Origin of the sequence: Brevundimonas sp. UYEF29, assembly GCF_040546195.1 — a bacterium.
In the GTDB taxonomy this organism is placed as follows: Bacteria; Pseudomonadota; Alphaproteobacteria; order Caulobacterales; family Caulobacteraceae; genus Brevundimonas; species Brevundimonas huaxiensis.
Genome location: NZ_JBEPNH010000011.1, coordinates 39691 through 66142 on the forward strand (window position 1 = coordinate 39691; position 26452 = coordinate 66142).

The 26452-nt window shown below is 65.8% G+C and carries 31 protein-coding genes and 5 tRNA genes; 9 read left to right on the forward strand and 27 right to left on the reverse strand.

Annotation, left to right across the window (positions count from 1 at the left end; translation table 11 throughout):
• Window positions 1-102 precede the first annotated feature (102 nt).
• The 6 genes from ABIB58_RS14390 to ABIB58_RS14415 all read right to left on the reverse strand — a co-directional run bounded on the left by ABIB58_RS14390 (window position 103) and on the right by ABIB58_RS14415 (window position 3393).
• Window positions 103-372, reverse strand: coding sequence for a hypothetical protein (locus ABIB58_RS14390; protein ID WP_354042021.1), 270 nt, complete (start codon window positions 370-372; stop codon window positions 103-105).
• Window positions 372-611 (reverse strand): hypothetical protein, encoded by a 240-nt coding sequence (locus ABIB58_RS14395; RefSeq protein ID WP_354042024.1) that lies wholly within the window; start codon window positions 609-611, stop codon window positions 372-374. The genes ABIB58_RS14390 and ABIB58_RS14395 overlap by 1 nt, the downstream gene beginning before the upstream one ends.
• Window positions 612-637: 26 nt before the next feature.
• On the reverse strand, window positions 638-928 hold the full coding sequence (locus ABIB58_RS14400; RefSeq protein WP_354042028.1) for a GIY-YIG nuclease family protein: 291 nt from the start codon (window positions 926-928) through the stop codon (window positions 638-640).
• 131 nt (window positions 929-1059) lie between these two features.
• A tRNA-Val gene (locus tag ABIB58_RS14405) sits at window positions 1060-1134 on the reverse strand.
• Between the two features lie 155 nt (window positions 1135-1289).
• Window positions 1290-2579 carry a dicarboxylate/amino acid:cation symporter gene (locus tag ABIB58_RS14410; protein WP_045811292.1) on the reverse strand — a complete coding sequence of 430 codons (1290 nt, stop codon included), beginning with the start codon at window positions 2577-2579 and terminating at the stop codon, window positions 1290-1292.
• A gap of 100 nt (window positions 2580-2679) precedes the next feature.
• Complete coding sequence (locus ABIB58_RS14415; RefSeq protein ID WP_045811342.1) at window positions 2680-3393, reverse strand: HAD-IA family hydrolase; 714 nt, start codon at window positions 3391-3393, stop codon at window positions 2680-2682.
• Window positions 3394-3457: 64 nt separating this feature from the next.
• Here ABIB58_RS14415 and glmU point away from each other — a divergent pair, with 64 nt between their 5' ends.
• Window positions 3458-4810, forward strand: a complete 1353-nt coding sequence (glmU, locus tag ABIB58_RS14420) for a bifunctional UDP-N-acetylglucosamine diphosphorylase/glucosamine-1-phosphate N-acetyltransferase GlmU (protein WP_045811293.1) — start codon at window positions 3458-3460, stop codon at window positions 4808-4810.
• Window positions 4807-5490 (forward strand): ribose-5-phosphate isomerase RpiA, encoded by a 684-nt coding sequence (rpiA, locus tag ABIB58_RS14425; protein WP_045811294.1) that lies wholly within the window; start codon window positions 4807-4809, stop codon window positions 5488-5490. The genes glmU and rpiA overlap by 4 nt, the downstream gene beginning before the upstream one ends.
• Here rpiA and ABIB58_RS14430 read toward each other — a convergent pair.
• The 3 genes from ABIB58_RS14430 to ABIB58_RS14440 form a co-directional block, all read right to left on the reverse strand.
• On the reverse strand, window positions 5487-6149 hold the full coding sequence (locus ABIB58_RS14430; protein WP_317134083.1) for a sugar transferase: 663 nt from the start codon (window positions 6147-6149) through the stop codon (window positions 5487-5489). The two genes, rpiA and ABIB58_RS14430, sit on opposite strands and share 4 nt — an antisense overlap.
• Before the next feature lie 79 nt (window positions 6150-6228).
• Window positions 6229-6726 (reverse strand): hypothetical protein, encoded by a 498-nt coding sequence (locus ABIB58_RS14435; RefSeq protein ID WP_045811296.1) that lies wholly within the window; start codon window positions 6724-6726, stop codon window positions 6229-6231.
• On the reverse strand, window positions 6723-7679 hold the full coding sequence (locus tag ABIB58_RS14440) for a M28 family peptidase (protein ID WP_045811297.1): 957 nt from the start codon (window positions 7677-7679) through the stop codon (window positions 6723-6725). Before ABIB58_RS14440 ends, ABIB58_RS14435 begins: the two co-directional genes overlap by 4 nt.
• Before the next feature lie 120 nt (window positions 7680-7799).
• On the opposite strand from ABIB58_RS14440, the gene ligA reads away from it, so the two are divergent.
• Together ligA and ABIB58_RS14450 are read left to right on the forward strand one after the other, a co-directional pair.
• A complete protein-coding gene (gene ligA, locus ABIB58_RS14445) occupies window positions 7800-10133 on the forward strand; it encodes an NAD-dependent DNA ligase LigA (protein WP_045811343.1) in 2334 nt (777 codons plus the stop codon).
• A 122-nt stretch (window positions 10134-10255) separates the two neighbouring features.
• On the forward strand, window positions 10256-10678 hold the full coding sequence (locus ABIB58_RS14450) for a DUF2147 domain-containing protein (RefSeq protein ID WP_045811298.1): 423 nt from the start codon (window positions 10256-10258) through the stop codon (window positions 10676-10678).
• A 72-nt stretch (window positions 10679-10750) separates the two neighbouring features.
• On the opposite strand, the gene ABIB58_RS14455 is transcribed toward ABIB58_RS14450, so the two are convergent.
• From ABIB58_RS14455 to ABIB58_RS14520, 14 genes are all read right to left on the reverse strand, one after another.
• Window positions 10751-11737 (reverse strand): aldo/keto reductase, encoded by a 987-nt coding sequence (locus ABIB58_RS14455; RefSeq protein WP_354042049.1) that lies wholly within the window; start codon window positions 11735-11737, stop codon window positions 10751-10753.
• Between the two features lie 109 nt (window positions 11738-11846).
• Window positions 11847-11923 (reverse strand) — tRNA-His (locus tag ABIB58_RS14460).
• Between the two features lie 150 nt (window positions 11924-12073).
• Entirely contained in the window at window positions 12074-12793 is a 720-nt protein-coding gene (locus tag ABIB58_RS14465) for an energy transducer TonB (protein ID WP_017505195.1), read from the reverse strand.
• 14 nt (window positions 12794-12807) lie between these two features.
• On the reverse strand, window positions 12808-13242 hold the full coding sequence (locus ABIB58_RS14470) for an ExbD/TolR family protein (RefSeq protein ID WP_017505196.1): 435 nt from the start codon (window positions 13240-13242) through the stop codon (window positions 12808-12810).
• A 5-nt stretch (window positions 13243-13247) separates the two neighbouring features.
• On the reverse strand, window positions 13248-14129 hold the full coding sequence (locus ABIB58_RS14475) for a MotA/TolQ/ExbB proton channel family protein (protein ID WP_039247314.1): 882 nt from the start codon (window positions 14127-14129) through the stop codon (window positions 13248-13250).
• Between the two features lie 533 nt (window positions 14130-14662).
• Window positions 14663-14738: transfer RNA gene (locus ABIB58_RS14480), tRNA-Phe, on the reverse strand.
• A gap of 27 nt (window positions 14739-14765) precedes the next feature.
• A complete protein-coding gene (locus tag ABIB58_RS14485) occupies window positions 14766-14966 on the reverse strand; it encodes a DNA gyrase inhibitor YacG (RefSeq protein WP_045811300.1) in 201 nt (66 codons plus the stop codon).
• A 3-nt stretch (window positions 14967-14969) separates the two neighbouring features.
• Window positions 14970-16004: a ribonuclease E/G gene (locus ABIB58_RS14490; RefSeq protein ID WP_045811301.1), complete on the reverse strand. Its 1035-nt coding sequence runs from the start codon at window positions 16002-16004 to the stop codon at window positions 14970-14972.
• A complete protein-coding gene (locus ABIB58_RS14495) occupies window positions 16001-16582 on the reverse strand; it encodes a Maf family protein (RefSeq protein ID WP_045811302.1) in 582 nt (193 codons plus the stop codon). Before ABIB58_RS14495 ends, ABIB58_RS14490 begins: the two co-directional genes overlap by 4 nt.
• Window positions 16583-16801 (reverse strand): translation initiation factor IF-1, encoded by a 219-nt coding sequence (gene infA, locus ABIB58_RS14500; protein ID WP_008261544.1) that lies wholly within the window; start codon window positions 16799-16801, stop codon window positions 16583-16585.
• Between the two features lie 103 nt (window positions 16802-16904).
• Window positions 16905-17372 carry a UPF0262 family protein gene (locus ABIB58_RS14505; RefSeq protein ID WP_045811303.1) on the reverse strand — a complete coding sequence of 156 codons (468 nt, stop codon included), beginning with the start codon at window positions 17370-17372 and terminating at the stop codon, window positions 16905-16907.
• Window positions 17369-17854: a DUF2948 family protein gene (locus ABIB58_RS14510; RefSeq protein ID WP_039247307.1), complete on the reverse strand. Its 486-nt coding sequence runs from the start codon at window positions 17852-17854 to the stop codon at window positions 17369-17371. Before ABIB58_RS14510 ends, ABIB58_RS14505 begins: the two co-directional genes overlap by 4 nt.
• Window positions 17844-19133, reverse strand: a complete 1290-nt coding sequence (murA, locus tag ABIB58_RS14515) for a UDP-N-acetylglucosamine 1-carboxyvinyltransferase (protein ID WP_045811304.1) — start codon at window positions 19131-19133, stop codon at window positions 17844-17846. The genes ABIB58_RS14510 and murA overlap by 11 nt, the downstream gene beginning before the upstream one ends.
• A gap of 102 nt (window positions 19134-19235) precedes the next feature.
• A complete protein-coding gene (locus ABIB58_RS14520; RefSeq protein ID WP_017505204.1) occupies window positions 19236-19433 on the reverse strand; it encodes a hypothetical protein in 198 nt (65 codons plus the stop codon).
• A gap of 110 nt (window positions 19434-19543) precedes the next feature.
• Here ABIB58_RS14520 and ABIB58_RS14525 point away from each other — a divergent pair.
• Window positions 19544-19618 (forward strand) — tRNA-Thr (locus tag ABIB58_RS14525).
• 67 nt (window positions 19619-19685) lie between these two features.
• Here the strand turns inward: ABIB58_RS14525 and ABIB58_RS14530 are convergent.
• The 4 genes from ABIB58_RS14530 to lipB all read right to left on the reverse strand — a co-directional run bounded on the left by ABIB58_RS14530 (window position 19686) and on the right by lipB (window position 23214).
• On the reverse strand, window positions 19686-20270 hold the full coding sequence (locus ABIB58_RS14530) for a hypothetical protein (protein ID WP_045811308.1): 585 nt from the start codon (window positions 20268-20270) through the stop codon (window positions 19686-19688).
• A 48-nt stretch (window positions 20271-20318) separates the two neighbouring features.
• Window positions 20319-20813, reverse strand: coding sequence for a peptide-methionine (R)-S-oxide reductase MsrB (msrB, locus tag ABIB58_RS14535; RefSeq protein ID WP_045811309.1), 495 nt, complete (start codon window positions 20811-20813; stop codon window positions 20319-20321).
• Between the two features lie 72 nt (window positions 20814-20885).
• Window positions 20886-22370, reverse strand: a complete 1485-nt coding sequence (locus tag ABIB58_RS14540) for a hypothetical protein (RefSeq protein WP_045811310.1) — start codon at window positions 22368-22370, stop codon at window positions 20886-20888.
• A 127-nt stretch (window positions 22371-22497) separates the two neighbouring features.
• The gene (gene lipB / locus ABIB58_RS14545) at window positions 22498-23214 is read right to left on the reverse strand and encodes a lipoyl(octanoyl) transferase LipB (RefSeq protein ID WP_045811311.1); all 717 of its coding nucleotides are present in this window, start codon (window positions 23212-23214) and stop codon (window positions 22498-22500) included.
• Between the two features lie 65 nt (window positions 23215-23279).
• Here lipB and ABIB58_RS14550 point away from each other — a divergent pair, with 65 nt between their 5' ends.
• The 4 genes from ABIB58_RS14550 to ABIB58_RS14565 all read left to right on the forward strand — a co-directional run bounded on the left by ABIB58_RS14550 (window position 23280) and on the right by ABIB58_RS14565 (window position 26411).
• A complete protein-coding gene (locus ABIB58_RS14550; RefSeq protein WP_017505209.1) occupies window positions 23280-23531 on the forward strand; it encodes a FliM/FliN family flagellar motor switch protein in 252 nt (83 codons plus the stop codon).
• Window positions 23532-23618: 87 nt separating this feature from the next.
• Window positions 23619-23703 (forward strand) — tRNA-Leu (locus ABIB58_RS14555).
• A gap of 65 nt (window positions 23704-23768) precedes the next feature.
• The gene (gene mgtE / locus ABIB58_RS14560) at window positions 23769-25187 is read left to right on the forward strand and encodes a magnesium transporter (protein ID WP_045811312.1); all 1419 of its coding nucleotides are present in this window, start codon (window positions 23769-23771) and stop codon (window positions 25185-25187) included.
• A 108-nt stretch (window positions 25188-25295) separates the two neighbouring features.
• The gene (locus ABIB58_RS14565) at window positions 25296-26411 is read left to right on the forward strand and encodes a lysozyme (protein WP_502909776.1); all 1116 of its coding nucleotides are present in this window, start codon (window positions 25296-25298) and stop codon (window positions 26409-26411) included.
• Window positions 26412-26452 lie beyond the last annotated feature (41 nt).

Genomic DNA, 26452 nt, shown 5'->3' on the forward strand with positions numbered 1-26452 from the left:
GCCGGCCTGTGAGGGTGGTGGCCCGGCAATATGCGCCACCCCGCTCGGTGGGCGGTCTATTACGTTCCCTGGGTGAGACCGCCCGCCTTGATCGCCCTCGGCTCACGCCGGGGGCGTTTTGCTGTGCCCGCCCGGTATCAAGCAGCCATGGCCCCGCGCCTGATCGTAATAGTCCGAGATCGAGAACCTGACCTGTAGTGCGGCGCCCTTCGACCCGCAGGCCTTGCAGACCAGATGATGCGCGACGAGCGGTAGAGACATCGACGTGTCTAGCTTGCGCGCCGCCTCGGCTGAGACATAGCCTGTTCGGCCGCAGTTGCAGAACACGTCCAGGCCAATGCCGTCATCGACCCATGTGGAAATCGGCAGCATCATCGCGCCTGGAAGAGACCGAGGCCCAACACCATCGCCTGCCGCACAAGCCGGTCGTTCTCCTCCTTCGACACATAGGCGACGTTCGATCCCGGCCCCGGTGTCGCCGGCAAGCTGGGATGCGGCGCCGGGTTGCGCACGACGCGGGCGGCAAGCTCGGCGTCGAGACGCATCAGTTCTTCGGTTGATAGGGGTTGACCCATGATGTCCTCCGTCGCGCCACCGACGGGCTGGGTCATAGCTCAATGAGAACGGAAAGAGAACATCAGGCCGCCGCCGAATATCGAAGGTCATGCCGCGCCTGGTCCAGGGCATCGGCCGCTTGGTGCGCCATCTTGCAAATTGGGGCCGCAGTCGTCCTCGCTTCCTTGGGTGATATCCGGAACCACTCCCGACCAATCGCGTGATTGGCCAAGGCCGTGTGAACCTTCTTCTCAGTCTGGAGAGCAAGAAGGGAGGGGATCGCGATTTTCCCGGCCAGCCTTAGCCCGTCGGGGCATCCAGCCCGTAGCTGGTGGAGCCGTCGCGTCACATCCCAGGCAATGCCGATTTTCACGATGTCGCCGCGCTGGATGAAATAGAGCCAGCGAACATAGTCGCCTGAGCGGGATGAATAGGTAGGCGGGCTAAAGCCGAACGGTCGCAGAATCGCGGCCCAGTCAGGATCACCATTCCTCTTGGTTGGAATGGTGGACGCGGTAGGGATTGAACCTACGACCCCGCCCGTGTGAAGGGCGTGCTCTCCCGCTGAGCTACGCGTCCCCGGTTCATTCGCACCGGATGCAAGGCTGTAAGGCGCTGACTTCGTGGAAGCCACCTCATCCGTGTGAACGAGGTGCTCTCCCGCTGAGCTACGCGTCCTTGCCTTGCGGAGGCGGCGACATAGCCCGGTCGCCGGCCCCGCGCAAGCGCCTGTTTCAGATTCCGGCGGCGCGAACGCCTTCGGGCGTATCGGCTTCCGGGTCGCCCGGCAGCCAGGCGACGTGACCGTTGTAGATGTCTTGGTTGAGGATGCCCTCTTCCTTGGCGACCAGCACCGGCACCAGCATCTGTCCGGTGACGTTGGTCGCGGTGCGCATCATGTCGATGATCCGGTCGATGGCGACGATATAGCCGATGCCTTCCAGCGGCAGGCCGGCGGTCGACAGGGTCAGGGTCAGCATGACGATGCTGGTGCCCGGCACGCCGGCCGTCCCCAGTGATCCGAGCACCGCCGTCAGGCCGATGAGGACGTATTGGGTCAGCGTCAGATCGATCTTGAAATACTGGGCGATGAAGATCGAGGCGATGGCCGGATAGATGGCCCCGCACCCGTCCATCTTCACATTGGCCCCCAGGGGCACGGCGAAGGCGGCGTAGGCCTGCGGCACGCCCAAACGCTCGACCGTCTGGCGAAGGGTGATCGGCAAAGTCCCCAGCGAGGAAGAGGTAGCGAACGCAGTCTGTTGGGCCGCGAAGGCGCCGCGGAAGAAGCTGGTCACCTTCAGCCCATGGACCTTCAGCAGGCCCGAATAGACGATCAGGATGTGGAACAGGCAGGCGGCGTAGATGGCCAGGATGAACTTCACCAGGGGCAGCAGCGCCTCCCAGCCGTAGCCGCCGACGACCGATCCGATCAGGCCGAACACGCCGATGGGCGTCAGCTGGATCACCCAGCGGGTGATGCGGAAAATGATGGCTGCCCCCTCATCCACCAGACGCCGAACGCCCTGCGCCCGGTCGCCCAGCGCCACCAAGGCCATGCCGACAAGGGCCGAGAAGAAGATGATCTGCAACACCTTGCCTTCGGCCAGGGCGGCGAACGGATTGGTCGGCACGACGCCGATCAAGACTTCCAGCGGGGTCGGGATTACGCGCTCTTTAACCTCGCCCAGCGGCAGGTTGGACAGGCCGACGCCCGGATTGATGATGTGACCGAAGGCGAAACCGACCAGCACCGCCAGCAGCGACGTGATGGCGAACCAGAGGATGGTTCGCACCCCCAGCCGCACAGCCCCCGCCCCTTCCCCCAGCTTGGCGATGGAACTGGCGATGGTGAACAGCACCAGCGGCGCCACCACCATGCGGATCAGGTTCAGATAGACGTCGCCGATCGGCTGAAGCCAGGTCTCGGCCCGCTCGCGCAGGATCAGCCCGGCGATGATGCCGAGGATGAAGCCGGCGGCGGTCCGCTGCCACAGCGGAATCTTGAAAAAGCGAGCGAGCATGACGGCACTTTCAACTGGGGTGCGCCAATCTGTCCATCGCCATGGCGATCCGCAACCGCAGCAGCGATCATTCAGCCAACAGATTTCCTGTCGGCTGGCTTCAGAATTTCAGCGCCCGCCGCACGTAGAAGTCGGAGAGAATGCCGTCGATCGCCTCTTCGACGTCTTCGAAGGCATCGATCAGCACGTCCCCGCCCAGGTCTTCAACAGGCGTCGGCGTAAAGCCGAAGGTCGTCAGAATGCAGGGCATGCTGGCGTCTTTGGCGGCGTCCGCGTCCGGCGAAGCGTCTCCCACCATAATGGCTCGTTCGGGATCGCCGCCTGCGATCACGACGGCCTCCTTCAAATGGGCGCCTGAGGGCTTGCGCGCGCTGACCCGATCCGGGCCGACGATGGCGGCGAAATGTCGGGTCAAGTCCAGTTTGCCCAACAACAACTCCGACAGGTCCGAACGCTTGTTGGTAGCCACGACCAGGATAGCGCCCCGCTCGCTGAGCCGCTCCAGCGTCTCGACTACGCCCTCGAAAGGCTGCGAGCCGTCGGCGATATGGGCGGCGTAATCGACCAGGAACCGCTCGAACAGTTCGTCGGACTTGGCCCGCTCGACCGGCGCGCCGGCGGCTTCGAAGCCGTGCACCAGCAGCGCCCGCGCGCCCGATCCGATCAGGCTCGAGGCGGACTCCATCGGCACGGGCGGCAGCCCCTCCTCGACCAGCATCCGGTTCAGCGTGCCGATCAGGTCCGGGGCGGAATCGACCAGCGTGCCGTCAAGGTCGAAGGCGATGGTCCAGCCTTCCAGGTCGCGATCGCTCATCCACATCTCCCGCTGGCCCGCATGATGGGCTAGATCGCAGGACGACTAGACTGCGAGACGATTCATGACCAGCCAGACGCGCGCCCGCGCCGCCATCATTCTCGCCGCCGGCCAGGGCACGCGGATGAAGTCGCCGCTGCCCAAGGTGCTGCACCCCGTCGCCCACCGCGCCATGCTGGACCACGCCATCGATGCGGCGGAAGGCCTGGGGTGCGAACGCATCGTCGTCGTGGTCGGCAATCACTCGCCCGAGGTCCGGGCCCATGTGGTGAAACGGCTGGGCGAGGCCGCCATTGCGGTCCAGGACCCGCCGCTCGGCACCGGCCACGCGGTGCGCGCCGCCGAACAGGCGCTGGCCGGTTTCGACGGCGAGGTGGTCGTCACCTATGGCGACGTCCCTTTGCTGAAAGCCGCCGACATCGAGCCCGTGTTCAATGCGGACGGCGTGACCGTCATCGGGTTCGAGGCTCGCGATCCGGGCGCCTATGGCCGTCTGATCGTCGAAGGCGACACCCTGACCGCCATCACCGAGGCCAAGGAGGCGTCGTCAGACGTTCTCGCCATCACCGCCTGCAACTCCGGCGTCATGGCCGCGCCTGCGGCCCTGCTCTTCTCGCTGCTGGCCGAGGTGAAGAACGAAAACGCCAAGGGCGAATACTATCTGACGGATGTCGTCGCTCTGGCGCGGAAGGGCGGCCACCCGACCCGCGCCGTCTTCGCCGCAGAGGACGCGGTGATGGGCGTCAACTCCCAGGCCGAACTGGCTCAGGCCGAGGCCCTGTTTCAGACCGTGCAACGCGACACCTTCCTGGCGGCCGGCGTGACGATGGCGGCGCCCGAAACCGTCCATTTCGCCTGGGACACCCAGATCGGCGCCGGAACCGTCATTGAACCTTTCGTGGTCTTCGGTCCCGGCGCGGTGATCAATGCCGGCGCGCGCATTCGCAGCTTCAGCCATATCGAGGGCGCGCGGGTCTCGGCCGGCGCCGAGGTCGGTCCTTACGCGCGCCTGCGTCCCGGCGCGGACCTGGCGAAGGGGGTCAAGGTCGGCAACTTCGTCGAGGTCAAGAACGTGAAGATGGCCGAAGGCGCCAAGGCCAATCATCTGGCCTATCTGGGCGACGGATCGGTCGGCGCCGGCGCCAACGTCGGCGCAGGGACCATCTTCTGCAACTATGACGGCTTCAACAAGGCTCAGACCCAGGTCGGCGCCGGCGCCTTCATCGGATCGAATTCCAGCCTGGTGGCCCCGGTGGTCATCGGCGACGGCGCCCTGATCGCCTCCGGCTCCGTCATCACCGAGGACGTGCCCGCCGACGCCATGGCCTTCGGCCGCGCGCGCCAGACTGTCAAACCCGAAGCGGCTGCGGCCTTCCGTGCCGAAGCCAAGGTCAGGAAGGCTGCGAAATCCAAATGAGCGACCTCCAGAAGAAGAACGCCGGCGAGGCCGCCGCCGCCCACGTCGAGGCGGGCATGATCGTCGGGTTGGGCACCGGCTCGACGGCCGCCTGGTTCGTCAAGGCGCTGGCGGCGCGCAACCTGCCCGACCTGCGCTGCGTGCCGACATCGGAGAAGACCGCAGATCTCGCGCGCGAACTCGGGCTGACGCTCTCGACGCTGGAGGACACGCCCCGTATCGATCTGACCGTGGACGGCGCCGACGAGATCGGGCCGGGCCTGGCGCTGATCAAGGGGGGCGGAGCGGCCCTGTTGCGCGAGAAGCTGGTGTGGGAGGCCTCGGCACGCTGCATCGTCATCGCCGACGCGGCAAAGGTGGTGCCAGTGCTGGGAACCTTCCCCCTGCCGATCGAGGTCGTCGCCTTCGGTCACAAGACGACAGCCAACCGCATCGCCGATGTGCTGATCGACCACGACATCAACCAGCCGGCGCGCGTGCGTCAGGCGGATCGCGGCCTGGTCCGCACGGACGGCGGCAATCTGATCTATGACGCGGTCTGCAAGGCGATCCACGATCCGGTCCGTCTGGCCGACGATCTGAAACTGATCACCGGCGTGGTGGAGCACGGCCTGTTCCTGGATCTCGCCGACCTCGCCATCATCGGCACGGACGACGGCTTTGAGGAGCGTCTTCCCTAGGACACGCCCCGTCGGCTCAGCACCGCCGGGATCGTGCGCGCCAGGATCGCCAGATAGACGCCGACGGTGCGGTTTCTGACCAGCCAGACATCCATCGCGACACGGCGCGGATAGGGCACGGCGTTTCGGCCCGAGACCTGCCACAGCCCCGTCAGCCCCGGCCGGACCGCGCAGTAGTCGGCCAGTCGCCGGCCATATCGTGCAGCCTCATCGATCACGATCGGTCGGGGGCCGACCAGCGACATCTCGCCCCTCAACACATTGATCAGCTGAGGCAGTTCATCCAGGCTGAACCGTCGCAACAGGCGGCCCAACGACGTAACGCGCGGATCGTGTGTCAGCTTTCGCATCGCCTGCCATTCCGGATCAGAGGCTGAGGGCAGCGCTTGCTCCGCGCCTATATGCATCGAGCGAAACTTGAGGCAGTCGAACATTCGGCCGTCGCACCCGATCCGCTGCTGGCGAAAGATCGCGGACCCTCCGTCCTGCGCCCTGACGCCCAGAGCGATGACAAGGAAGAGCGGCCAGGTCAGAAGCAGACCTGTCAGGGCGAAGAGGACATCCATGGCGCGGGTCGGGTCAAGACGAATGCGGCGTCGAGACGCAACGACGCCGCGTGTCGACGTCACATCGCAGCCGGCCAATTCCGATGTCGACATTCAGCGCCCCCAAGCGTCACCATGACCTGGGATTGCGAGATTGGCAATCTTGGCGCGTCTTCAGCACAGATCGCTTAGATCAGTCGCCGCCCCACCAGCTTAGCGTGAACGGCGTGCGACGACCGTTGGCCGAAATCGTCCCGGTGACGACAGGCGTCTGATCTCCGAGATTGCGCCGCGCTGTCGCCAATGCGCCATGATCAATCCGCGCCGACAACTCCAACGGGCCCATGCCGGGTACGGAGCCGCGCATCTGGATCCGATCGTCGGTGACGACATAGGCGTCCGGCAGAACCCTGGCCTCGCCTTGCGGGCCGGTCAGCGACAGGATCAGCGGCGGCGAAGCGCGGGCCCCGCCGTCCCAGGCGGCGAAGGCCTCATCCTGACCGACAAACAGGGAAGCCACGAGCGGCATCTCCCCCTCACCTGTCGGGCGATAGTCGCCCGAAATATCACCGCTCAGACGATGCTGGAACGTCGCTTCCGGCATCGACGTCGGTGTCGCGGCGTCGCGCCGCTCGCATGCCGCCAAGCTCAGCACGGCCATGACCGCGACGATCACCCATGAAGATCTCATCGATCAAGCGCCTGATCCAAGGCGCGGAACCCGGCGATGGCGATCTCGGTCGCGCTAGTGAAGACCGACGGCGTGATCCGGTCGAAGGTGTCGCTCGGTCGATGGTAATCGGGATGATAATCGACGCCCATGTACAGGAAGGGCACGCCCGCCTCGTTGAAGGCGCCATGATCGGAGGCGTCGACCCAGTTGTTCTCGCCCGTATCCTGCGGGGTGTCCTTGCCAAAGGCGAAGGACACGGCCCCGTTCGGCACCACGGCCTCAAGCACGGGGCGCAGATTGGGGTGCTGATAGGTCCCGGTGACCCACAGATGGCCATCCGTTTCCGCCCGCGCCGTCATGTCGAAGTTCAGGTTCAGGCTGAGTGACGACAGGGGCACCGGCGGCGCCTTGACGAACTCGCGAGCCCCCAACAGCCCCCGCTCCTCGCCATCCAGCGCAACGATCAGCACGCTGTGTTCCGGCGGTTGGGCCTTCAGTCGCGCCGCCAACTCCAGCATCGTCGCCACGCCCGAGGCGTTGTCGTCGGCCCCGTGGAAGACCTGGCCGTCATTGACGCCGACATGGTCGTAGTGGGCAGTCACCACGATATAGCGGTCGGCGACGCGCGTTCCGGGAATCAGGCCGACGATGTTGACGCCGCTGAAGGTCTTCACGCCCTCGCGCGTGCGGCCCGGCGCCTCGAACCGCTGCAAACGCCCGAACGGCGCCGCCTGGACGCCCATAGCCTCCAGCCGCGACACGATATAGGCGCGCGCCCGCTCGCCGCCTTCCGAGCCCGTGTCGCGGCCCTGCATGTCGTCGGCCGACAGGATGCGCACGTCCTCCAGCAGTTGGCTCGTACCGGTCGCGACGGCGCTCGGCGCAATCGGCGCTGCCGGAGGAACGGCGGTGCAACCGCTGACGATCAGGGCGGCACCAGCTACGAAAAGGCAGAGGGTCGAACGAGTCATACAGGCTCCGATAGGGACGCGCGAACCTAGCGAAGAGCGGACGGCGCGTCAGCCTACGGTTCTGTCATCATCGGCTTTGCGCGATGCACGGGCGGCGCGTCAGATGATATGACGACGGCCATGGCCAACGCGATTCCTCTCGAAGTCCCCGTCGAAGACCTCACCGCCGAGACAGCCGCCGAGTCCCTGGCCTGGCTGGCCGCCGAAATGGCCCGTCACGACGCGCTGTACAACGAGGCGACGCCCGAGATTTCCGACGCCGACTACGACGCCCTGCGTGCGCGCAACCTGGCGATCGAGACCGCCTTTCCCGATCTGGTCCGCCCCGACTCGCCGTCGAGCAAGGTTGGAGCCGCCGCCTCAACCCAGTTCGCCGAGGTGCGCCACGGCGTGCCCATGCTGTCGCTGGACAACGCCTTCGACGAGGGCGAGGTGCGCGACTTCGTCGCCCGGATCGCCCGCTTCCTGAAACTGCCCGCCGACGAACCGATCGCCTTTGTCGCCGAGCCCAAGATCGACGGCCTGTCCGCCAATCTGCTCTATGTCGATGGAAGACTGACGATCGGCGCCACGCGGGGCGATGGCCGCGCAGGCGAGGACGTCACCGCCAATCTGAACACGATCGCCGATGTGCAACAGACTTTGGCCGGCGACGACTGGCCCGACCGGATCGAGGTGCGTGGCGAAGTCTATGCGCCCAACGACGCCTTCGCTGCCTTCAACGCAGCCGCCGAGGCCGAAGGGCGCCGGACCTACGCCAACCCTCGCAACTTCGCCGCCGGCTCCCTGCGCCAGAAGGACGCCCGGATCACCGCCAAACGTCCGCTCAACTTCTTCGCCTACGCCTGGGGCGAACACTCCAGCGACTTCGCCGAGACCCAGTGGGACGCCCTGCAAAAGCTCAAGGCCTGGGGGTTCCCCGTGAACGCCCGCTCGCGCCGGGTCGAGGGCGCCGAAGGCCTGATCGCCGCCTATCGCGAACTGGAACGTGACCGCGCGACCCTGGGCTATGACATCGACGGCGTGGTCTACAAGGTGGATCGCATCGACTGGCAACGCCGGCTGGGCTTCGTCGCCCGCAGCCCCCGGTGGGCCATCGCTCACAAATTTCCGGCCCAGCAGGCCACCACTGTGCTGGAGGGCATCGACATCCAGGTCGGCCGCACCGGCTCCCTGACCCCCGTCGCCCGGTTGCATCCGGTCACCGTCGGCGGTGTCGTGGTGCGCAACGCCACCCTGCACAATGAAGACGAGATCGAACGTCTGGATGTCCGCATCGGCGACACCGTCCGCCTGCAACGCGCCGGCGACGTCATCCCGCAGATCCTGGGCGTGGTCGCCGAGCTACGTCCCGCCGACGCCTTGCCCTATGTCTTCCCTGAACACTGCCCCGTCTGCGGCTCGGAAGCCGTGCGCGAAGGCGGCGAAGTCAAGCGCCGCTGCACCGGCGGCCTCATCTGCGACGCCCAGATCGTCGAACGGCTGAAACATTTCGTGGGCCGCCGCGCCTTTGACATCGAAGGATTGGGCGAAAAGCAGCTGGTCGCCTTCCATGCGCGCGGCTGGATCAAGGAGCCGGCCGACATCTTCCGACTGGCGCGCGACGAGACGCGGCTGAAGGAACTGGAGCGAGACGATGGTTATGGCGAGACCAGCATCCGCAACCTGGTCGCCGGCATCGACGCTCGTCGCATCATTTCGCTGGACCGGTTCCTGTTCGGCCTGGGCATCCGCGACATCGGCGAACAGACCTCCATCGTCCTGGCCCGCGCCTTCGAGAGCTGGTCCGCGCTGAAGGCCGCCTGCCTCCAGGCCGCTTCGGGTGTGCCGTCCGACGCCTGGACCGCTCTGGCCGCCGCCCACGCCATATCGCCCCGCGTCCTGACCCTGATGGCCGAGGCGAAGCAGCCCGCCGTTGATCCCTGGCCCGAGGCCACGATGGACATGAAGATCAGCCAGGCCTTTCCGGGTATGGCCGCCCCCGCCCGCCGGTCGTTGGCGACGATGGTTCACGACTGGTCCGGCCTGGTCGAACTGGCCCGAGTCGCGCGCGAGGACGGCCCGTCCGAAATCCTGAACCAGATCGCCGGCGTCACCGGCGTCGGCCCCGTCGCCGCTGAAGCCCTGGCCCACTTCTTCCACGAGCCGCACAATCTAAGGGTCGTGGAGGCTCTGGAAGCCGAACTGACCCAGATCCTCGACGCCGAACGCCCCAAGTCCGACACCCCGGTCGCCGGCAAGACCGTCGTCTTCACCGGCGCCCTGGAGCGCTTCACCCGCGACGAGGCCAAGGCCCGCGCCGAAAGCCTGGGCGCCAAGGTGTCGGGTTCGGTGTCGAAAAAGACCGACTACCTTGTCGCCGGCCCCGGCGCCGGCTCCAAGCTCAAGGACGCCGAAAAACATGGCGTCCAGGTGCTGACCGAGGACGAATGGCTGGCCCTGATCGGCGGCTGAAGTTGACCTAAGGGTCGGTTTTCGTTGGTGATCGCTGGGGTTTTGGCCTTGTTTTCAACCGAAACCGCGATCAACGTCCGCTTCAACGGGCGGCGCGACCGACCCGACGAAAGGGAACGACTATGAAGAACAAGATCATGCTGGCCGCAGCGACCCTGGCGGGCGCCCTCGCCTCTCCGGCCCTGGCGGGCGACCCGACGGGCCTGTGGCAGACGCCGACCAATGGCGGTCAGGTGCGGATCGCGCGCTGCGGACAGGCGCTGTGCGGCACGCTGGTGACCTCGGACCACATTCGCCGCGACGCGAATGCGCGCGACGCGAACAATCGCGACGCCTCGCTGCGGAACCGCACCCTGCGCAATCTGCCCATGCTGACCGGCTTCACCGGCGGTCCGACGGAATGGCGCAACGGCTCGGTCTATAACCCGGCCGACGGCGGCACCTATCGCGGCACCATTACCATGACAAACGACAACAGCCTGCGTCTGCGCGGCTGCATCGTGGCTCCGCTCTGCAAGACCCAGACCTGGACCCGCATCCAGTAGGATCAGGACCCCCCACATACGAAAGGCCCGGCCGGAGTGATCCGACCGGGCCTTTCTCATGTCTGCCCTAGTTTAACGGTTCAGCGCCGCCCGCGCCGCCTCGGCGTAGCGATGCCCCGTCGCCGCGCCCTTGGGGAAGACGTCCTCGATCCGGGCGAGATCCTCAGACGTCAGAACGACGTCCACGGCCGCCGCATTCTGCTCCAGGGTCGCGATGCGGCGCGTGCCGGGGATCGGGATCAGATCCTCGCCTTGCGCCAGCACCCAGGCCAGCGCCAGTTGCGCGGCGGTTATGCCCTTATCCGACGCAATGGCTTTCACGGCCTCGACCAGATCCAGGTTCTTCTGGAAGTTCTCGCCCATGAAGCGCGGATTGGTGCGGCGGAAGTCGTCTGCGTCCAGGTCATCGATCGAGGTGATGTCGCCCGACAGGAAGCCGCGGCCCAGCGGGCTGTAAGGCACGAAACCAATTCCCAGTTCGCGCACGACCGAGAACAGTTCGTCCTCCGGTTCGCGGCTCCACAGCGAGTATTCCGTCTGCAGCGCCGTGATCGGATGGGTCGCATGCGCCTTGCGCAGGGTGTCGGGCGCGGCCTCGGACAGGCCCAGGAAGCGGACCTTGTCCTCCTTCACCAGTTCCGCCATCGCCCCGACCGTGTCCTCGATCGGCGTGTCCGGATCGACGCGGTGCAGATAGTAGAGATCGACGTGATCGACGCCCAAGCGTTTCAGGCTGCCCTCGATGGCGCGCCGCACATTGGCCGGGCTGCCGTCGGTCATCAGTTTTGTGCGGTCGGCATTGTAGTTGATGCCGAATTTGGTGGCGATGAAGGCCTGATCGCGCCGGTCCTTCAGCGCCTTGCCGACCAGCACCTCGTTGGTGTGGGGGCCGTACATCTCTGCGGTGTCGAACAGGGTGATGCCCAGATCGAGCGCGCGATGAATGACGGAAATGGACTGGGCCTCGTCGGCGCCGCCGTAGAAGGCGCTCATCCCCATGCAGCCCAGGCCAATGGCCGAAACCTCGGGGCCGTTCGCACCCAGCTTACGCGTCTTCATGGGGCCTTCTCCTGTCGATGTGGGGATCGGCCTAAAAACAGATAGGACGGCCGACGATCAGGAGATGGTCGCGGCGACGGCGGGCTGCAAGCCCGGCCGTGCTTTGCGATGGTACCGCCTCTCAGGCTTGAACTGAGGACCTCCGGTTCCACAAACCGGCGCTCTAACCAACTGAGCTAAGGCGGCCCGCGCATCGCGAGGCGCGTTCTCTACCGGGCCTGCGGCAGGCGATCAAGCGCCTTCCTCATATTTCGTCAGGAGATTTCGCGGGTGACCGCCCAAACAAAAACGCCCCGGAGATTGCTCTCCGAGGCGTCTTGTCTGTTGCCGTGACGATCACCCGAGGGTGAAGGGCACCCGGACGCGGAAGGTCGCGTCTTGAGCGGCGCCGTCGACGGTCCGCGGAGACAGTTGTCCACGCTGAACCACCCGAATGGCGGCGCGGCCGAAGCCCATTCCGGCAGGCTCTTCGGACACCACGCGGCAGTTCGCCGGAGATCCGTTGGAGCGCGCCGTGCACTCGACCGTAGCCGAACCGCTGATTTCACGCTCCAGCGCACGCGCCGGGAAGTCATCAGCCGTCGGACGCGGTTGGCGCGACCACTGAACGTTCGTGATCGTCGACGGACGCGGCGGAGCCGGCGGTGCGGGCGGAGGCGGCGGTCCAGGAATATTGACGGGCGGACCCGTGTATTCAACCCGATCTTCCTTCTTCGTCGGCGTGATGTTGACCGGCGGAGGGGGAACGATGTTCGGGACCGGAGCCGGCACGCGCACCTGAAGCTTCGGCGGCGGAGGCGTATCCGTCGGCGGAGGCGGCGGGGGCGGAGGCGGCGGAGGCGGCGGAACCGGCTCGACCAACTCGACCTCGACGGACTCGTCGACGTAGTTGAACTCCTTCAGCTTGAACTTGGACTGCTGAACAAAGAAAATCAGCAACGCAAACAAGATGCTGACCACCATCAGGCAGACGATCAGCACGGGGTAGGACACCCCCATGAAGCCCTTCTTCTTGGGTACGTCGTAGCGACTGCGATGATATTCGACGTCTGTCATACTATCTCCGCATCCTAACTCGTCGCCTGGTCTTCGCCGACCAGCGCAACGCTATAGAAGCCGTTATCCTGCAGCGCATTCATCACCTGCATGAAGTCGCCGTAACGGGTGTTCTGGTCGCCCCGAATGAAGATCCGCTCATCGGCCGGGTTCCGGGATCCGATCTGTTTTTTCAGATCTTCACCCAGGGCTCCGACGTCGGTCCGGAAATCGCCCACATAGACGTCGCCGTCATTCTGGATCGAAATATAGACCGGCTTGGGCGGGTTCGGGGCCGCCTTGGCGACGGCGATTGGCAACTCAACAGGCACCGACACGGAGGCTAGCGGAGCCGCCACCATGAAGATGATGAGCAGGACCAGCATGATATCAACGAAAGGCGTAACGTTGATATCACTGTTGGCCTGAGGCAGGTTGCCAGCGCCGCCCGATTTAATCTTGGCGGCCATCCGTCTTACGCCCCCTTGTCGAGCTGACGCGAGATGCCGTTCAGCAGCTCAGCGGCGAAGCCGTCGGCGCGCGTGCCGTAAGCAGCGATGCGAGTGTTGAAGTAGTTGTAGAACACAACGGCCGGGATAGCGGCGAACAGACCGATGCCGGTGGCCAGCAGAGCCTCAGCGATACCCGGAGCCACGACGGCCAGGTTGGTCGTGTTCGACTGGGCGATACCGATGAAGGAGTTCATGATGCCGTAAACGGTGCCGAACAGACCGACGAACGGACCGATCGAGCCGACCGACGCCAGGAACTGCTGGCCGCCCGACAGGCGCAGGGCCAGACCGGATTGCACGGCGGCGACAGCCGACTGAGCGCGGGCCATGGCCGAGTCGAGGTGATCGCCGGTGACCGACAGACCCGATTGACGCGACAGTTCGATTTCCTCGGTGGCGGCGGCGGCCATGTCGGCCAGCGGGTTGCCGTCGAACTCTTCCTGAGTCGAGATGGCGCGCATGTCAGCGATGGTGCGGGCGCCGCGGAAGTTCTCAAGGAAGTTGTCGGTCTTGCGGTTCAGAGCGCCGAACTCGAACAGCTTGATGAGCAGCAGGGTCCACGACAGGATCGAGGCCAGCAGCAGGCCGGCCATGACGACCTTAACGACGACCGTGGCTTCCATGAACATGGAGATCGGGGTGATGTCGCCGTGACCGCCGCCGACGGCGTCGTTCACCGTTGCGGGGTCAGCTTCGCCGGCAGCCGGAGCGGCGGCTGCGGGAGCCGCAGTCGAGGCGGCCGGGGTGGGCTCGGCCGGGGCCTGGGCCAGGACCGGCGAGCTCGCCATCAGCGCGGCGGCGCCGGCCATGGCGAGAAGGATATTCGTCTTTTTGCTGTTCAGCATAATTCGCCAGTTCCTGCTTGGTCTGACTCGTGGAACCAAAGGTGCGGCCATAGTCAGCGACCGCCCCCCAACCTGAAATGTTTCCTTCAACGCGCCCGTCCTTTCGAGGATCAGAGCCCGCTGAAATCTTCGGTGGAGATCGAACCGGTCGCCCGCCTCGTCTCCGCTGGTCGAACCTTCGGAGACACGTCTCCGGCGATCCGCATTAACGTCTTCTTGCGAAGGCGCCTCAACCCTTTGACGAACCCTTACCGGAGCGTCAAGGGACAAGAGGGGCTTTTAACCCGTCGAGAGACATGGAGAAAAGTTCCACCAACCGGTGCATTAGAGTGCAGCCGCGCGACATTTTGATGATGATCCGACGTCAGATGGAGCAAGTTTGTTCAAAACGGCCATCCTGAGCGCGATCATTTCCTGATATGGCGAGTTGTAGGGCTGATCGCTGCAAGCCAGCTGAATCCCGAGGGCGGCGCGAAGGCCGCAGCGCAGGATCATGCGCTCAAAACAATCGATTTTCACGGTGTGGGAAAAGATGGTGCCTGGAGGCGGGTTCGAACCACCGACACGCGGATTTTCAATCCGCTGCTCTACCAGCTGAGCTATCCAGGCGCCGACGCGGCGTCGCGAGAGGCGGGTCTATAGGGGAGGCTTTTCCGCCTGTCCAGCGCCCAATCCGTCCTTTTCGTCATCATCTTCCGCGCCCTCGTCCAAGGCGACCGGAATGGCGTAGCCGCCTGTGAACCAGCGCTGCAGATCGACGTCGGAACAGCGGCGTGAGCAGAAGGGCTTGTACTTGGGATCGGCGTCGGCCTTGCGGCAGATGGGACAGGAAGCCACGGCTCAACCCTCTTCTATTCGTCCGCGCCCTGGCGGGATCGCGGCATCGGCCTGGATCACCGCTCGCGGTCCCAGACGCGCCGCCAGCGGATAAGCGATCAGGGCTTCGTCCAGTGCGCAGCGCCCGATGATGCGTGGCGACAAGGTATCCGCCAGCAGTTGCCGTCGCAAAGCGCGCACGACAGATATAGCCCGCGTCTGGACCGAGGGGCGTCGGCCGGCGTCGAGCAAGACCTCCTCGATCGGCGTGCGGCGCCAGGGAAGCGACATCTGCAACAGGCCGAATCGACTGACGGGTCCGAAGACGGCCTGGGGTTCATGACCGAACGCGGCCCGCACGACCTTGGACTGCGCCTCGGCGTCCTGACCGTCCCCGACCATGTCGATGACGACTAAACCACCCCAGTTACGCAAGCCGATCAGCCGCGCCGCCTGTTTCAACCCCTCGCGATTCGCAACCGCCCTTGCCTGTTTCGGATCACGACCGGGGGTGGAGGTGAAGTCGATGTCCACAGCCACCAAGGCGCGCGTGCGTTCGACGGCGAGATCGATTCCATGCGAGGCGAAACCGATCGATTGAGCCAAAGCCTCCTCCTCCGCCTCGACCACGGCGTCGATGGCGGCGATGCCGGTGACTGATTCCTCGCCGGGCGCGAGCTCGCGCAACTGTTCGGCGATGCTGGGTGCGGGCTGAATCAGGCGGGGCGTCCCCTCCCCCGGTCCTAGATACCGAACTGCCGCCCCTTTCCCGGCACGAGGTTCGGCGGCAACGACGACTTCCAGCCGTTGGCCTTGGGTGATTCGGTCATTTCTCGGGAACGGCAGAAAGGCGGCGGTCTGTGCGGCGATATCAACGAAGGCGCCGCGCAAGCCGGGGTTCACCTCGATGACACGCCCCACCGAGCGGGCGCCGAGCTGGGTCTGCGCCGCATCATCCTCGCGGTGGATCAGAAGATGAGTATAGCGGCCGTCGCGCATGATCGCGCCACGCGTCTCGCCAGGCGTCTCGTCGAGGAAGACCTCGACTGCGCCGCTCATGAACGCCAGCCGACGCCGTGCAAGAGCTGGACGGCCTCATAGACGGGCAGGCCCATCACGGAAGGATGGCTGCCGACGATGCGCTGGATGAAGGCGGCCGCTGGGCCCTGAATGCCATAGCCGCCGGCCTTGCCGCGCCAGTCGCCCGTGGCGACGTAGGATGCGATCTCGTGGTCGGACAGGGGTTTGAAGGTCACGCGGGTTTCGTTGACGCGCGACGATAGTTTTCCGTCGCGCCACACGGCGACGCCGGTGAAGACGCGGTGATTGCGGCCGGACAGCAGTTTCAGAAAACGCGTCGCCTCGGCCTCGTCCGCCGCCTTCTCCAGAAAACGACGCCCGACAGCGACAACCGTATCGGCGGCGATGACGACCGCGTCGGGGCGGCGCTCTGCGACGACCTGCGCCTTCGAGGTGGCGAGCCGTTTGGCCAGACGCGGCGGGGTCTCGCCCTTCAGAGGCGTCTCGTCGATGTCGGCGGGATCGATATGGTCGGGCGTGATCCCGACCTGCGCCAGCAGTTCGATGCGGCGCGGGCTGGCCGAAGCCAGCACCAGTTCGGGGCGACCCGCAGCCACTTACTTGAAGCGATAGGTGATGCGACCCTTGGTCAGGTCGTAGGGGGTCATTTCGACCAGCACCTTGTCGCCGGCCAGGACGCGGATGCGGTTCTTGCGCATCTTGCCGGCGGTGTGGGCGATGATCTCGTGGTCGTTCTCGAGCGTCACGCGGAAGGTGGCGTTCGGCAGCAGTTCGCTGACGGTGCCGGGAAACTCGAGCAGTTCTTCCTTAGCCATGCGGCCTCTCACGCCCGTTGAATATGCGTTCGACCCCACGCCGGGCGGGCGCGAGGGGCGGAATGGACGGGCCTAATGCCCGAAAACACAGAGATAGTCGAGGTCAGCCGCGACGGTAGAGGGCGCAGAGCAATGTGAACAGGCGTCGTGACGTCTCATGATCGACCACGATCTTGCCGTCCAGCCGCGTCTTCAGCTGCTCGGCCCCTTCGTTGTGAAGGCCGCGCCGGCCCATATCGACCGATTCGATCTGGCTGGCCGAGGATCCGCGCAGCGCCTCGTAGTAGCTGTCGCAGATCATCAGATAGTCTTTGATCACGCCCTTCAGCGGCGTCAGGCTGATGGCGTAGGTGCGCGTGAAGTTTTCGCCGTCGATATCGAACACCAGACGATTGTCCTGGAGCGACAGCTTCAGCCTGTAGGGTCCGCCCTCGGCGGCGACAGGCTCGAAGCTGTTCTTCTCGACCAGATCAAAAATGGCGACGCGACGCTCGTGCTCGATCTCGGCCGTCGCCGCCGGCAGGGTCGCGGCGTCCAGTTCGACCGAGGCCAGCTTATGATCGGCGCTCATGCCGCAGTCCCTTCGTCCAGTTCGGGCGTGTCCAGATGGGTCGGCGCGATCCGTGCGGGCCAGCGGTCGGAAATGTCCGTGACCACGGCGTCCAGACATTCCACGTCGATTCGCAGATCACCGCCGCCGGCGAACATCAGGATGACGCGCCCGCTCAGGTCCTCGGTCGGAATGAATTCGAGCGCGAGCAGTTCGAGCGAGGCGTCGGGACTGCGCGACAAGCGACGGCTCTTGACCGCCAGAACGTCGCCGAACTGCATGGCGCACATCACGCGCGTCCCGCCGCACTCCCAGCAGAAGCGGCTGAAGGCGATGGTCAGGGTTCGGGCGGCCTTTTCCCAGACGATGTCGACGGGGCGCAGGATCGCGTCCTGAAGCGCGGCGGAGATGATCTGAAGATCGTCGGCGTCCTCGGCCAGCAGACGCAGCGGTTCGACCGGCGCCTTGGCTTCGGGGATGACGCCGTCGATCTCAGTGCTCATCACCTGTTCCCTTTATGCGGCGGATGTCGGCTCCGCACGCGCCGAGCTTTTCTTCCAAACGCTCGAAACCGCGATCCAGATGATAGACGCGTCCGACCGTCGTTTCGCCCTCGGCGACGAGGCCTGCGATGACCAGGCACATCGAGGCCCGAAGATCTGTGGCCATCACCTGGGCGCCGTGCAGAACCTCGACGCCGGTGACGTGCGCCTCTCCGGCGTGGACCGAAATGTCGGCGCCCAGTCGCGCCAACTCCGGCACGTGCATGAAGCGGTTTTCGAAGATCGTCTCGCGAATCGTGCTGACGCCCTCCGCCGTCGTCATCAGCGCCATGAACTGGGCCTGAAGATCGGTGGCGAAGCCCGGATAGATGGCCGTCTCGACATCCACGGCCTTCAGGCGTTGCTTCGGGTCGCGCTTGATCAGCACGCCGTCGGCGGTCGGCGACACCTCGACGCCCGCCTCGACCATCTTGTCGGTCAGCGAACCGATCAGTTCGGCCCGCGCCTTGGTCAGGCGCACTTCGCCGCCGGCCATGGCGGCGGCGACCGCGTAGGAGCCCATCTCGATTCGGTCGGGAATCACCGACCAGGTCGTCCCGTTCAACGACGAGACGCCGGTGATGGTCAGGACGTCGGTGTCGATTCCCTCGATCCTGGCGCCCATGGCCGTCAGACAGTGGGCCAGATCGCCGATCTCGGGTTCGCGCGCCGCACGACGCAGGACGGTCGTGCCCTCAGCCAGCACGGCGGCCAGAAGCGCGTGTTCGGTGGCGCCGACCGAAACGAAGGGAAACTCGATCTCGGCGCCCTTCAGACCCCTGGGCGCGCGGGCGGTGACATAGCCTTCGTCCAGCTCGATCTCGGCGCCCAGCGCCGTCAGCGCCTGCAGGTGCAGATCGACCGGACGCGCGCCGATGGTGCAGCCGCCCGGCAGCGAGACCTTGGCCTCGCCGGTGCGCGCCAGCAAAGGCCCCAGCACGTTGAACGAGGCCCGCATCTGGCGAACCAGATCATAGGGGGCGAAGGTCGAGGTCAGGTCCTTGGCGTGAAACAGGCTCTCCTGCCCGTCCGCGCCGTCCCGCTCGGTCACTTCGATGCCGAACTGGCGCAGCAACTGACCCAGGAACCGGGTGTCGGCCAGGCGCGGCATATTGGTCAGCAGCAAGGGCTGATCCGTCAGGATCGAGGCGGCCATCAGCTTGATGGCGGAGTTCTTGGCGCCGCTGACGGGAATGTCCCCGAAAAGCTGGGCGCCGCCCTGAATGGCGATGCTGTCCATGACGTCCTTAAGCGCGCCCGAGGCCACCGCCTCGGGGGGAAGGTTCTCTAGCAAGCCGACGGGCGCTTGCCAAAGGGCTGCGTGATCGCGAGCCGATGACTTTCAGTTGCTGTCACGTGGCGCGGCAGGCGTCCGCGCCGGCGCCTTGCGCCGCCGCAGATTGGCCCGGAGCGCCGAGGCCAGCCGCATGGCCTTTTCCGCCTTCGCCCGCGCTTTCTCGAAATCAGGCCCTGATTCGACGATCGGCGTCGCCTGCGCGGCGGCGGAGGGCGTATCGGCGTCATGCGGCGTGCGAGTCATGGCGCGATGATGCCGTGATCACGGGCCATGTCCAAACTTTCTTTCAGATCGTCAAAAAGCCGCTTCCCTCCCCGGAAGGGTTTGGCTATACGGCCGCTTCCTCAGTCGGGGCCGCCGTAGCTCAGTGGTAGAGCGCATCCTTGGTAAGGCTGAGGTCGTGGGTTCGATTCCCCCCGGCGGCACCATCTGAGACTTGAAAAGGCCCGGCTTTCGCCGGGCCTTTTTGATTTTCCAGATCGGACGGACAAGCCTTCAGTCGTAGCCGTACAGGCCCCAGCGATAGCGATCGCGATCATCCGCATCGCTATCCTTGCTCCAGCTGAACCCCATCGACATCGACTTGGTCGTGGTGTCGGCCCCATAGCCTCGGCCGCGCCAGCCGCCATAAGGTGAATAGAAGCCCGGTCCGCGCAGACCATAGCCGCCGTAGCCGTATCCCCAAGGTTCGTTGCGGCCTTCACGGTAGGCCAGATCCAGGCGACCGTTCTCGCCGACCGGCAAGGAAACGGCCGCGCCATAGCTGCGATTGCCGCCGGTGCCGATCCCGGCCTCGACCATGCCATGCATCTTGCGCTCGGCCGGGGCACCCGGCTCTGCGGTTTCGTCGAAGGTTGCGCCCGGCGTGCGCGCGCTGATCCAGTTCTGGATCTGCTGTTCGGTGGTCATGCCGTGCGGGGCGGCATCCTGAGCCGTCGGCGCAGTCAACGACGCCTCAGGCGCCGCCGCCAGGGCCTGAGCCAGGGTGGGCGCGTTTGTCGGCGCCGTCGTGACCACGCCGTCCGGATCACCGTCTGACGCCGCCAGAGCCACACCCGCCAAGAGACTTGCGATCAGCATAGGCCACCTCCGTTCGACGTCATCCTAGCACAGCGATTGAGGCCAAGGTCAGGCGATGCCGTCGCCGCGGTTGAGAGGGTCCGGCAGAGCCTCGCCCTCGGCTACGAAACTGAGCGCGACCGAGTTGATGCAATAGCGGTTTCCGGTCGGCGGCGGACCGTCGGGGAAGACGTGACCCTGGTGGCTGCCGCAGCGGGCGCATTGGGTCTCGATCCGGATCATGCCGTAGCTGGTGTCGCGGATCGCGTGGACGTGCGCTTCATCAACCGGCTGAGTGAAGCTGGGCCAGCCGGTGCCGCTTTCGAACTTGGTTCCGCTCTTGAACAACGGCAGGCCGCATTCGCGGCAGCAGAAGACGCCTGCTCGCTTCTCGCCCAGCAGAGTGCCGCAGAAGGGCGCCTCCGTGCCATGGGACAGCAGGACGCGCTTTTCCTCTGGGTTCAGGTCGGCTTCGAGCCGGGCGCGTTCTTCGGCATTCGGCGGGGTCAGGTCATAGCCCGACGGCGAACGGAGGGATTCGGAGGTTTGGGCGAGATCGGTCATGGACTGCAAATAAGAAGGGCGGGCCAAGGGTTCCACCCCTGCCCGCCCCTCGTTCATTCGACCGACCGTTCCTTATTGGAACAGCGTGCCCACCCAGGCGCGCACGGCCGCTTCGTCCGTCGCCGATCCGGTATAGGCAAGGCCCTGCGCCGGCGTGAAGGGCGCGTCGTTGCCGCGTTGACGCGTGGTCCAGGCCTTATGACCATAGGTCAGCTCGGCATAGTTCGACGGCAGGCGCAGAACGGTCGGCTCGATGAAGATCGAATCCTCTGCCGTCACCGATCCGGCCAGACGCACGTTCGGCAGGCGCGTCAGAAGATCCAGCGTATCCAGGCACCCGCTGGTGCAGCCGCTGTCGACCAGGACCACGACCGCACCCGCCACGGGGTTTGCTGCGCCCGTGTCTGCCACCGAAGGACGGCCCGGCATGGTGAAGGTCGGCTGATTGGCGGCCAAGGCCGAATCGAAGGCGGCGACGATGGCCTGGGTCTGTTCGATCACCGGGCCGGATTCGGCGACGAAGCGCGGGTCGGCCTGCATGCGGGCCAGGGTGTCGGCGAACCACTGACGGTTCGCGGGTGTGGCGCGGTAGGTGATCGAGCCGGCTTCAGGCTGACGGCTGACGGTGAACTCCGGCGTCCAGATGCGGTTGGCCAGGCCATAGCCCTTGCCCGTCGCATTCAGCGAAGCGCCGTTCGCGCCGCGCAGGTCGATGACCAGCCCCTGCGCACCACGAATGGCGGGTAATTGCGCTTCGACGGCGGCGTAGAAGGCGTCCCATCCGGCGTCGTCAGCCAGGGTGTGGACGTTGATCCACGGACGGCCATCGACCGTCTCGACCGACAAAGGATTGGCGCCCGGCGTGTAGACGGTGGCGCGATAGGCGGCTTCCAGGCTGGCGGCGTCGGCCGGCTGGGGCTGCATCTGGAAGTCGCGATCACGACGGCCGACCTTGAAGGTGCACAGCGACGGCACGCCGCCGGTGAAGGGATTGTTGCGGTTCCACAGCAGATAGGGCGCGGTGCGGACACGCCCGGCTTCCGTCGTCAGGTCGCCTTCCCAGCGGTCCAGCCGCTCTTCGGCCAGCTGAGCGGCGGTCTTGTCGCCGCACTTGACCAGGGTCGCGCCGAGCGGCGGCACGTTGCGAACGCCGGGCTTCACATAGGAGACGACATATTCGCCGTTGCGCCACGCCGTGGTCACACCCGGCCAGCTGGTCGCGAAGAAGGGACCGAGGCCTTCATAGGTCGGGCGGATCGCGATGTTCGAATCGCGGAAGCCGTTGGCGTAGTAGCGCATCAGATAGGCGTGGCTGTCGCCGCTGTTCACGCGTCCAACCTTGCCTTGCGCATCCGTCAGGCCGGCATCGATCCAGCTGCGGAACGCTTCGCTGGGCGCGCCGGGAATCACGGCGGCGGGGTGGTTGGCGGCCAGGGCGTCATGAGCGGCCTGAAGATCCTGTTGCGCCAGAGCGCGAAAATCCTGTGCGACGGCGGCGCCGGCGGCGACGGTCAGCGACAGAACGGCGGCCGAAGCGGCGGCGATCATTCGGTTCATGGGGTTTCCTGCGGCCTTTGATTTCAAGCTCGTGGGAAAGGTTAAACCCCATGCGTCCGGCGCTTGCCAACCCCGCCGCGCGGGATTTCGCCCGATTGTCACATGGGCTGCGGCTATGCGGCGCGCATCAAAGCGGCGCCGACGCCTCGACCGCTGCGCCGAAGATCCGATCGAAGCTGCGCCTCAAGGCCTCGTCCGCCTCGTCCATCGTCGCCAGAACGCCGAGATCGACTAGGCTGGTGACGCCGTGTTCCTGAATGCCGCACGGGACGATGCCGCCGAAATGATCCAGATCCGGCTCCACGTTCAGGCTGATGCCGTGGAAGCTGACCCATTTGCGGACCTTGACGCCGATGGCGGCGATCTTGTCCTCGCGCGACCAGCCCGCCCCCTTGCGCTCGACCCACACGCCCACGCGACCGGGCCGGATGTCGGCCTTTACGCCGAGCGTATCCAGGGCGCCGATCAGCCACAGCTCAAGCCCGCGCACGAAACACCGGACGTCCTTGCCGCGCCGGTTCAGGTCCAGCATCACATAGGCCACGCGCTGTCCCGGCCCGTGATAGGTGAACTGCCCGCCCCGCCCTGTGCGATGCACCGGAAACCGTCCGGCATCCAGAAGGTCGTCGTCCTTGGCCGAGACGCCGGCGGTGTAGAGCGGCGGATGCTCCAGCAACCAGACCAGCTCATTCGCTTCGCCCGCCGCAATGGCCGCGACGCGCGCCTCCATGAAGGCCTCCGCGGCCGCATAGTCGATGTAGCCTTTCGAAACGGCCCATTCGACCGGTCGGTCATCGTCGAGACGCAGTTTCTGAAGGGACGGGCTTAACGGCTCAGCAAGCATGACGCTTCAATGTGATCGCCAGGGCGTTTCTGCAAGAGACGGCCCTCCAGTGAAGAGAGCTTTACGTGACCCAGATCAACGCCGTCGATGTCGAAATCTCAGTGGTTCTGGGTCGCTCGGTGCTGCCGATGTCGCAACTTCTGCGCATGGGTCGCGGCGCGGTGATTCCCCTCGATGCCGCAGAGGGCGACGAGGTCTGGATCCTGGCCAACAACTATCCGGTCGCGCGCGGCGAAATCGAGATCCGAGACGACCGTATCGCCATCACCGTCACCCGCCAGGCGGACGTGTACGACTTCATGGCCGGGTCGGCCTGAGGCTTTGATCCGCGACGTCTTTGCGTCGTTCATTTCGCCCCTTTCCTTTTCCAACGGCTTCGTCTATTCGCCGCCGCTCCGATGCGAGCGGTCGTGGCGGAATTGGTAGACGCGCAGCGTTGAGGTCGCTGTGGGGCAACCCGTGGAAGTTCGAGTCTTCTCGACCGCACCATCTGGCTAAACAGGGCGATTCATCGGCTAAGTACGGCTGGACATTCTACCAAGGGAGGCGACCACGTGAGCACCACGGACACCGCCTTTGCTCCAGATGAGACGCTCGATAACGAAGACCACGCCGCCCTGGACGAGGACTATGTCCTCACCCCTCAATTCGTCGAGAAAGTCGTGGACGCCGCCGACGACGGCGACGGGATGCGGCTGCGCTCCCTTCTCGAAGACCTGCACCCGGCCGACGTCGCCGACCTGATGGGCTTTCTGACGGCGGAACACCGCGCCGTCGTGGTGCTGTGGTTGCCGCCGGAGCTTCTGGCCGAAACCCTGCCCGAGCTGGACGACAATATCCGCGAGGAAGTGCTGGAGCGAGTTCCGCACGGCACCCTGGCCGAGGCGCTGCAGGAACTGGATTCCGACGACGCCGCCGCCGTCGTCGAGGATCTGGAGGACGACCAGCGCGAGCGCGTTCTGGCCGCCATGCCCGAGGTCGATCGCGCCGCCATCGAAAGCAGCCTGGGCTATGCGGAAGAGTCCGCCGGGCGCCTGATGCAGCGCGAGGTGATGGCCGCGCCCCAGTTCTGGAGCGTGGGCGACACCATCGACCACATCCGCAAACAGGGCGACGACCTGCCCGAGCTGTTCTTCGACATCTATGTGGTCGATCCGCTGAACCGCCCGGTCGGCGGCGTGCCGATCAGCGGCCTTCTCCGCGCCGCGCGCACCGTCGCCCTGACCGATCTGATGGAGCCGATCAACGAGATCGCCGTCGATCAGGATCAGGAAGAAGTCGCCTACATCTTCGAGAAATACCACCTGATCTCGGCGCCCGTCGTGGACGCGGCCGGTCGCCTGGTGGGGCAGATCACCGTCGATGACATCGTCAACATCATTCAGGAAGAGAACCGCGAGGACATCCTGCGTCTGGCCGGTGTCGCCGACGAGGACCGCGGTTCGTCCGTGCCCGAGATCGTTCGCGGCCGCGTGCCCTGGCTGGCGATCAATCTGGCGACGGCAGCCCTGGGCGCCAGCGTCATCGGCCTGTTCGAGGCCACCATCCAGCAGATCGTCGCTCTCGCCGTGCTGATGCCGATTGTCTCGGCCATCGGCGGCAACGCCGGCACCCAGGCCCTGACCGTGACCGTGCGCGCCCTGGCGACACGCGAGCTGAACAGTTCGAACGCCCCGCGCACCTTCTGGCGCGAGATGGTCGTCGGCCTGGCCAACGGCCTGATTCTGGCGCCCCTGATCGGCATCGCGGCCGGCTTCTGGTTCCGGGACGAAGACTGGAAGATCGGCCTGGTGATCGGCGCGGCCATGATCCTGAACCTGCTGGTCGCCGCATCGATCGGCGTCTTGACGCCCCTGACCCTGTCGAAGCTCAAGTTCGACCCGGCCGTGTCGTCCGCCGTGTTCGTCACAGCGACCACCGACTTCTTCGGTTTCCTGATCTTCCTTGGTCTGGCCACACTGGTGCTGCTCTAGACACGACGCGGACGATCCGGCGCGGCCCTTGCTGTGAGCGGTGCGAGCGCCGCGCGCCTGTTTCCAATTGGGTCAACTGTGTCTGACGTCTTCCCCAAACCCAGCAAGGTGTCCCGCGAAGGCGTCCTGCTCATCAAGAGTTTCGAAGGCTTCCGGCCTCGGGCCATGCAACGCAGCGACGGTCGCTGGGTCATCGGCTATGGCCACACCCAGTCGGCCCGCGAGGGCGCGAGGGTGTCCGAGGCCGAGGCCGAACTGCTGATGCAATACGACCTGATCCCGGTCGTGAAGGCTGTGACCAATCACGTCCGCGTTCCTCTCAACCAGCATCAGTTCGACGCCCTGGCCAGTTTCGCCTTTTCCATCGGCGCAGACAGGTTTGCCGCCTCCGACGTGGTCGAGCAGTTGAACGCGGGATCTGCGCGTCAGGCGTCCGCCTCTTTGAGCGCCTGGGCCGATGAAGCGGCCGCTGAAAAACCTACGCGTCGCCGATCTGCTGAACATGCGCTGTTCAACGCCGCACCGGGCGCGCCGGTCACCTTGGCGGATCTTCTCGCTGCACCCCTGCCGTCTCCTTTCGAGACGGACGAGCCGACCCTGCCCGCCGTCGACGGCGCCCTGGATGAAGCCGTCGCTCCCTTCCCGGCGCAGGACGGCGCAGCGCTGGCTCAAGCGACCACCGCGCCCCAGCCGCACGCCATCTATGCCGCGACGGCTGTCGGCCCGGTCCCGGACGTTATGCCGCTGACCGGACAATCGGAGACCGTCTCCGTCGCTGCGCCGATCATCGCCGCCAACGACATCCACGCGCCGGTTGAAGCCACGCAGCCGGAGCCGTCGTCGGGCTTCGCCGATGCGCAGAAGACCAGCGTGGTGCTGACCGCGCCAGGCCTGGCCGAAGCCGCGCCAGCCGACAGCCCCGTCGAACCGGCCATCGAGGGCGACGCAGCATCCGGTGAAGACGTGCTGAGCACGCGCGAGGCCGTGGCGCGCGCTCGGGCCAACCGGCGCTCGGGGCTGGGGGAAACCCTGACCTTCGTCATCATGGGCGGCTTGGGCGCTCTTTGCCTTGGCGTCGCCATGGCCGCCTTTCGCCGCGCGTCGCTATCGAACAGCAGCGACACCGCCACGGTCGCCTGGGTCCTGATCTTGGTCGCCGCAGCCTGCCTGGGGGTATCAGGCTACAACTGCTATCGGCGCTGGGGACGGGCTGACCGCGCCTGACAGCGCTTGGCGAAAGGCCGTGCGCGATGCTACGCCCTAGC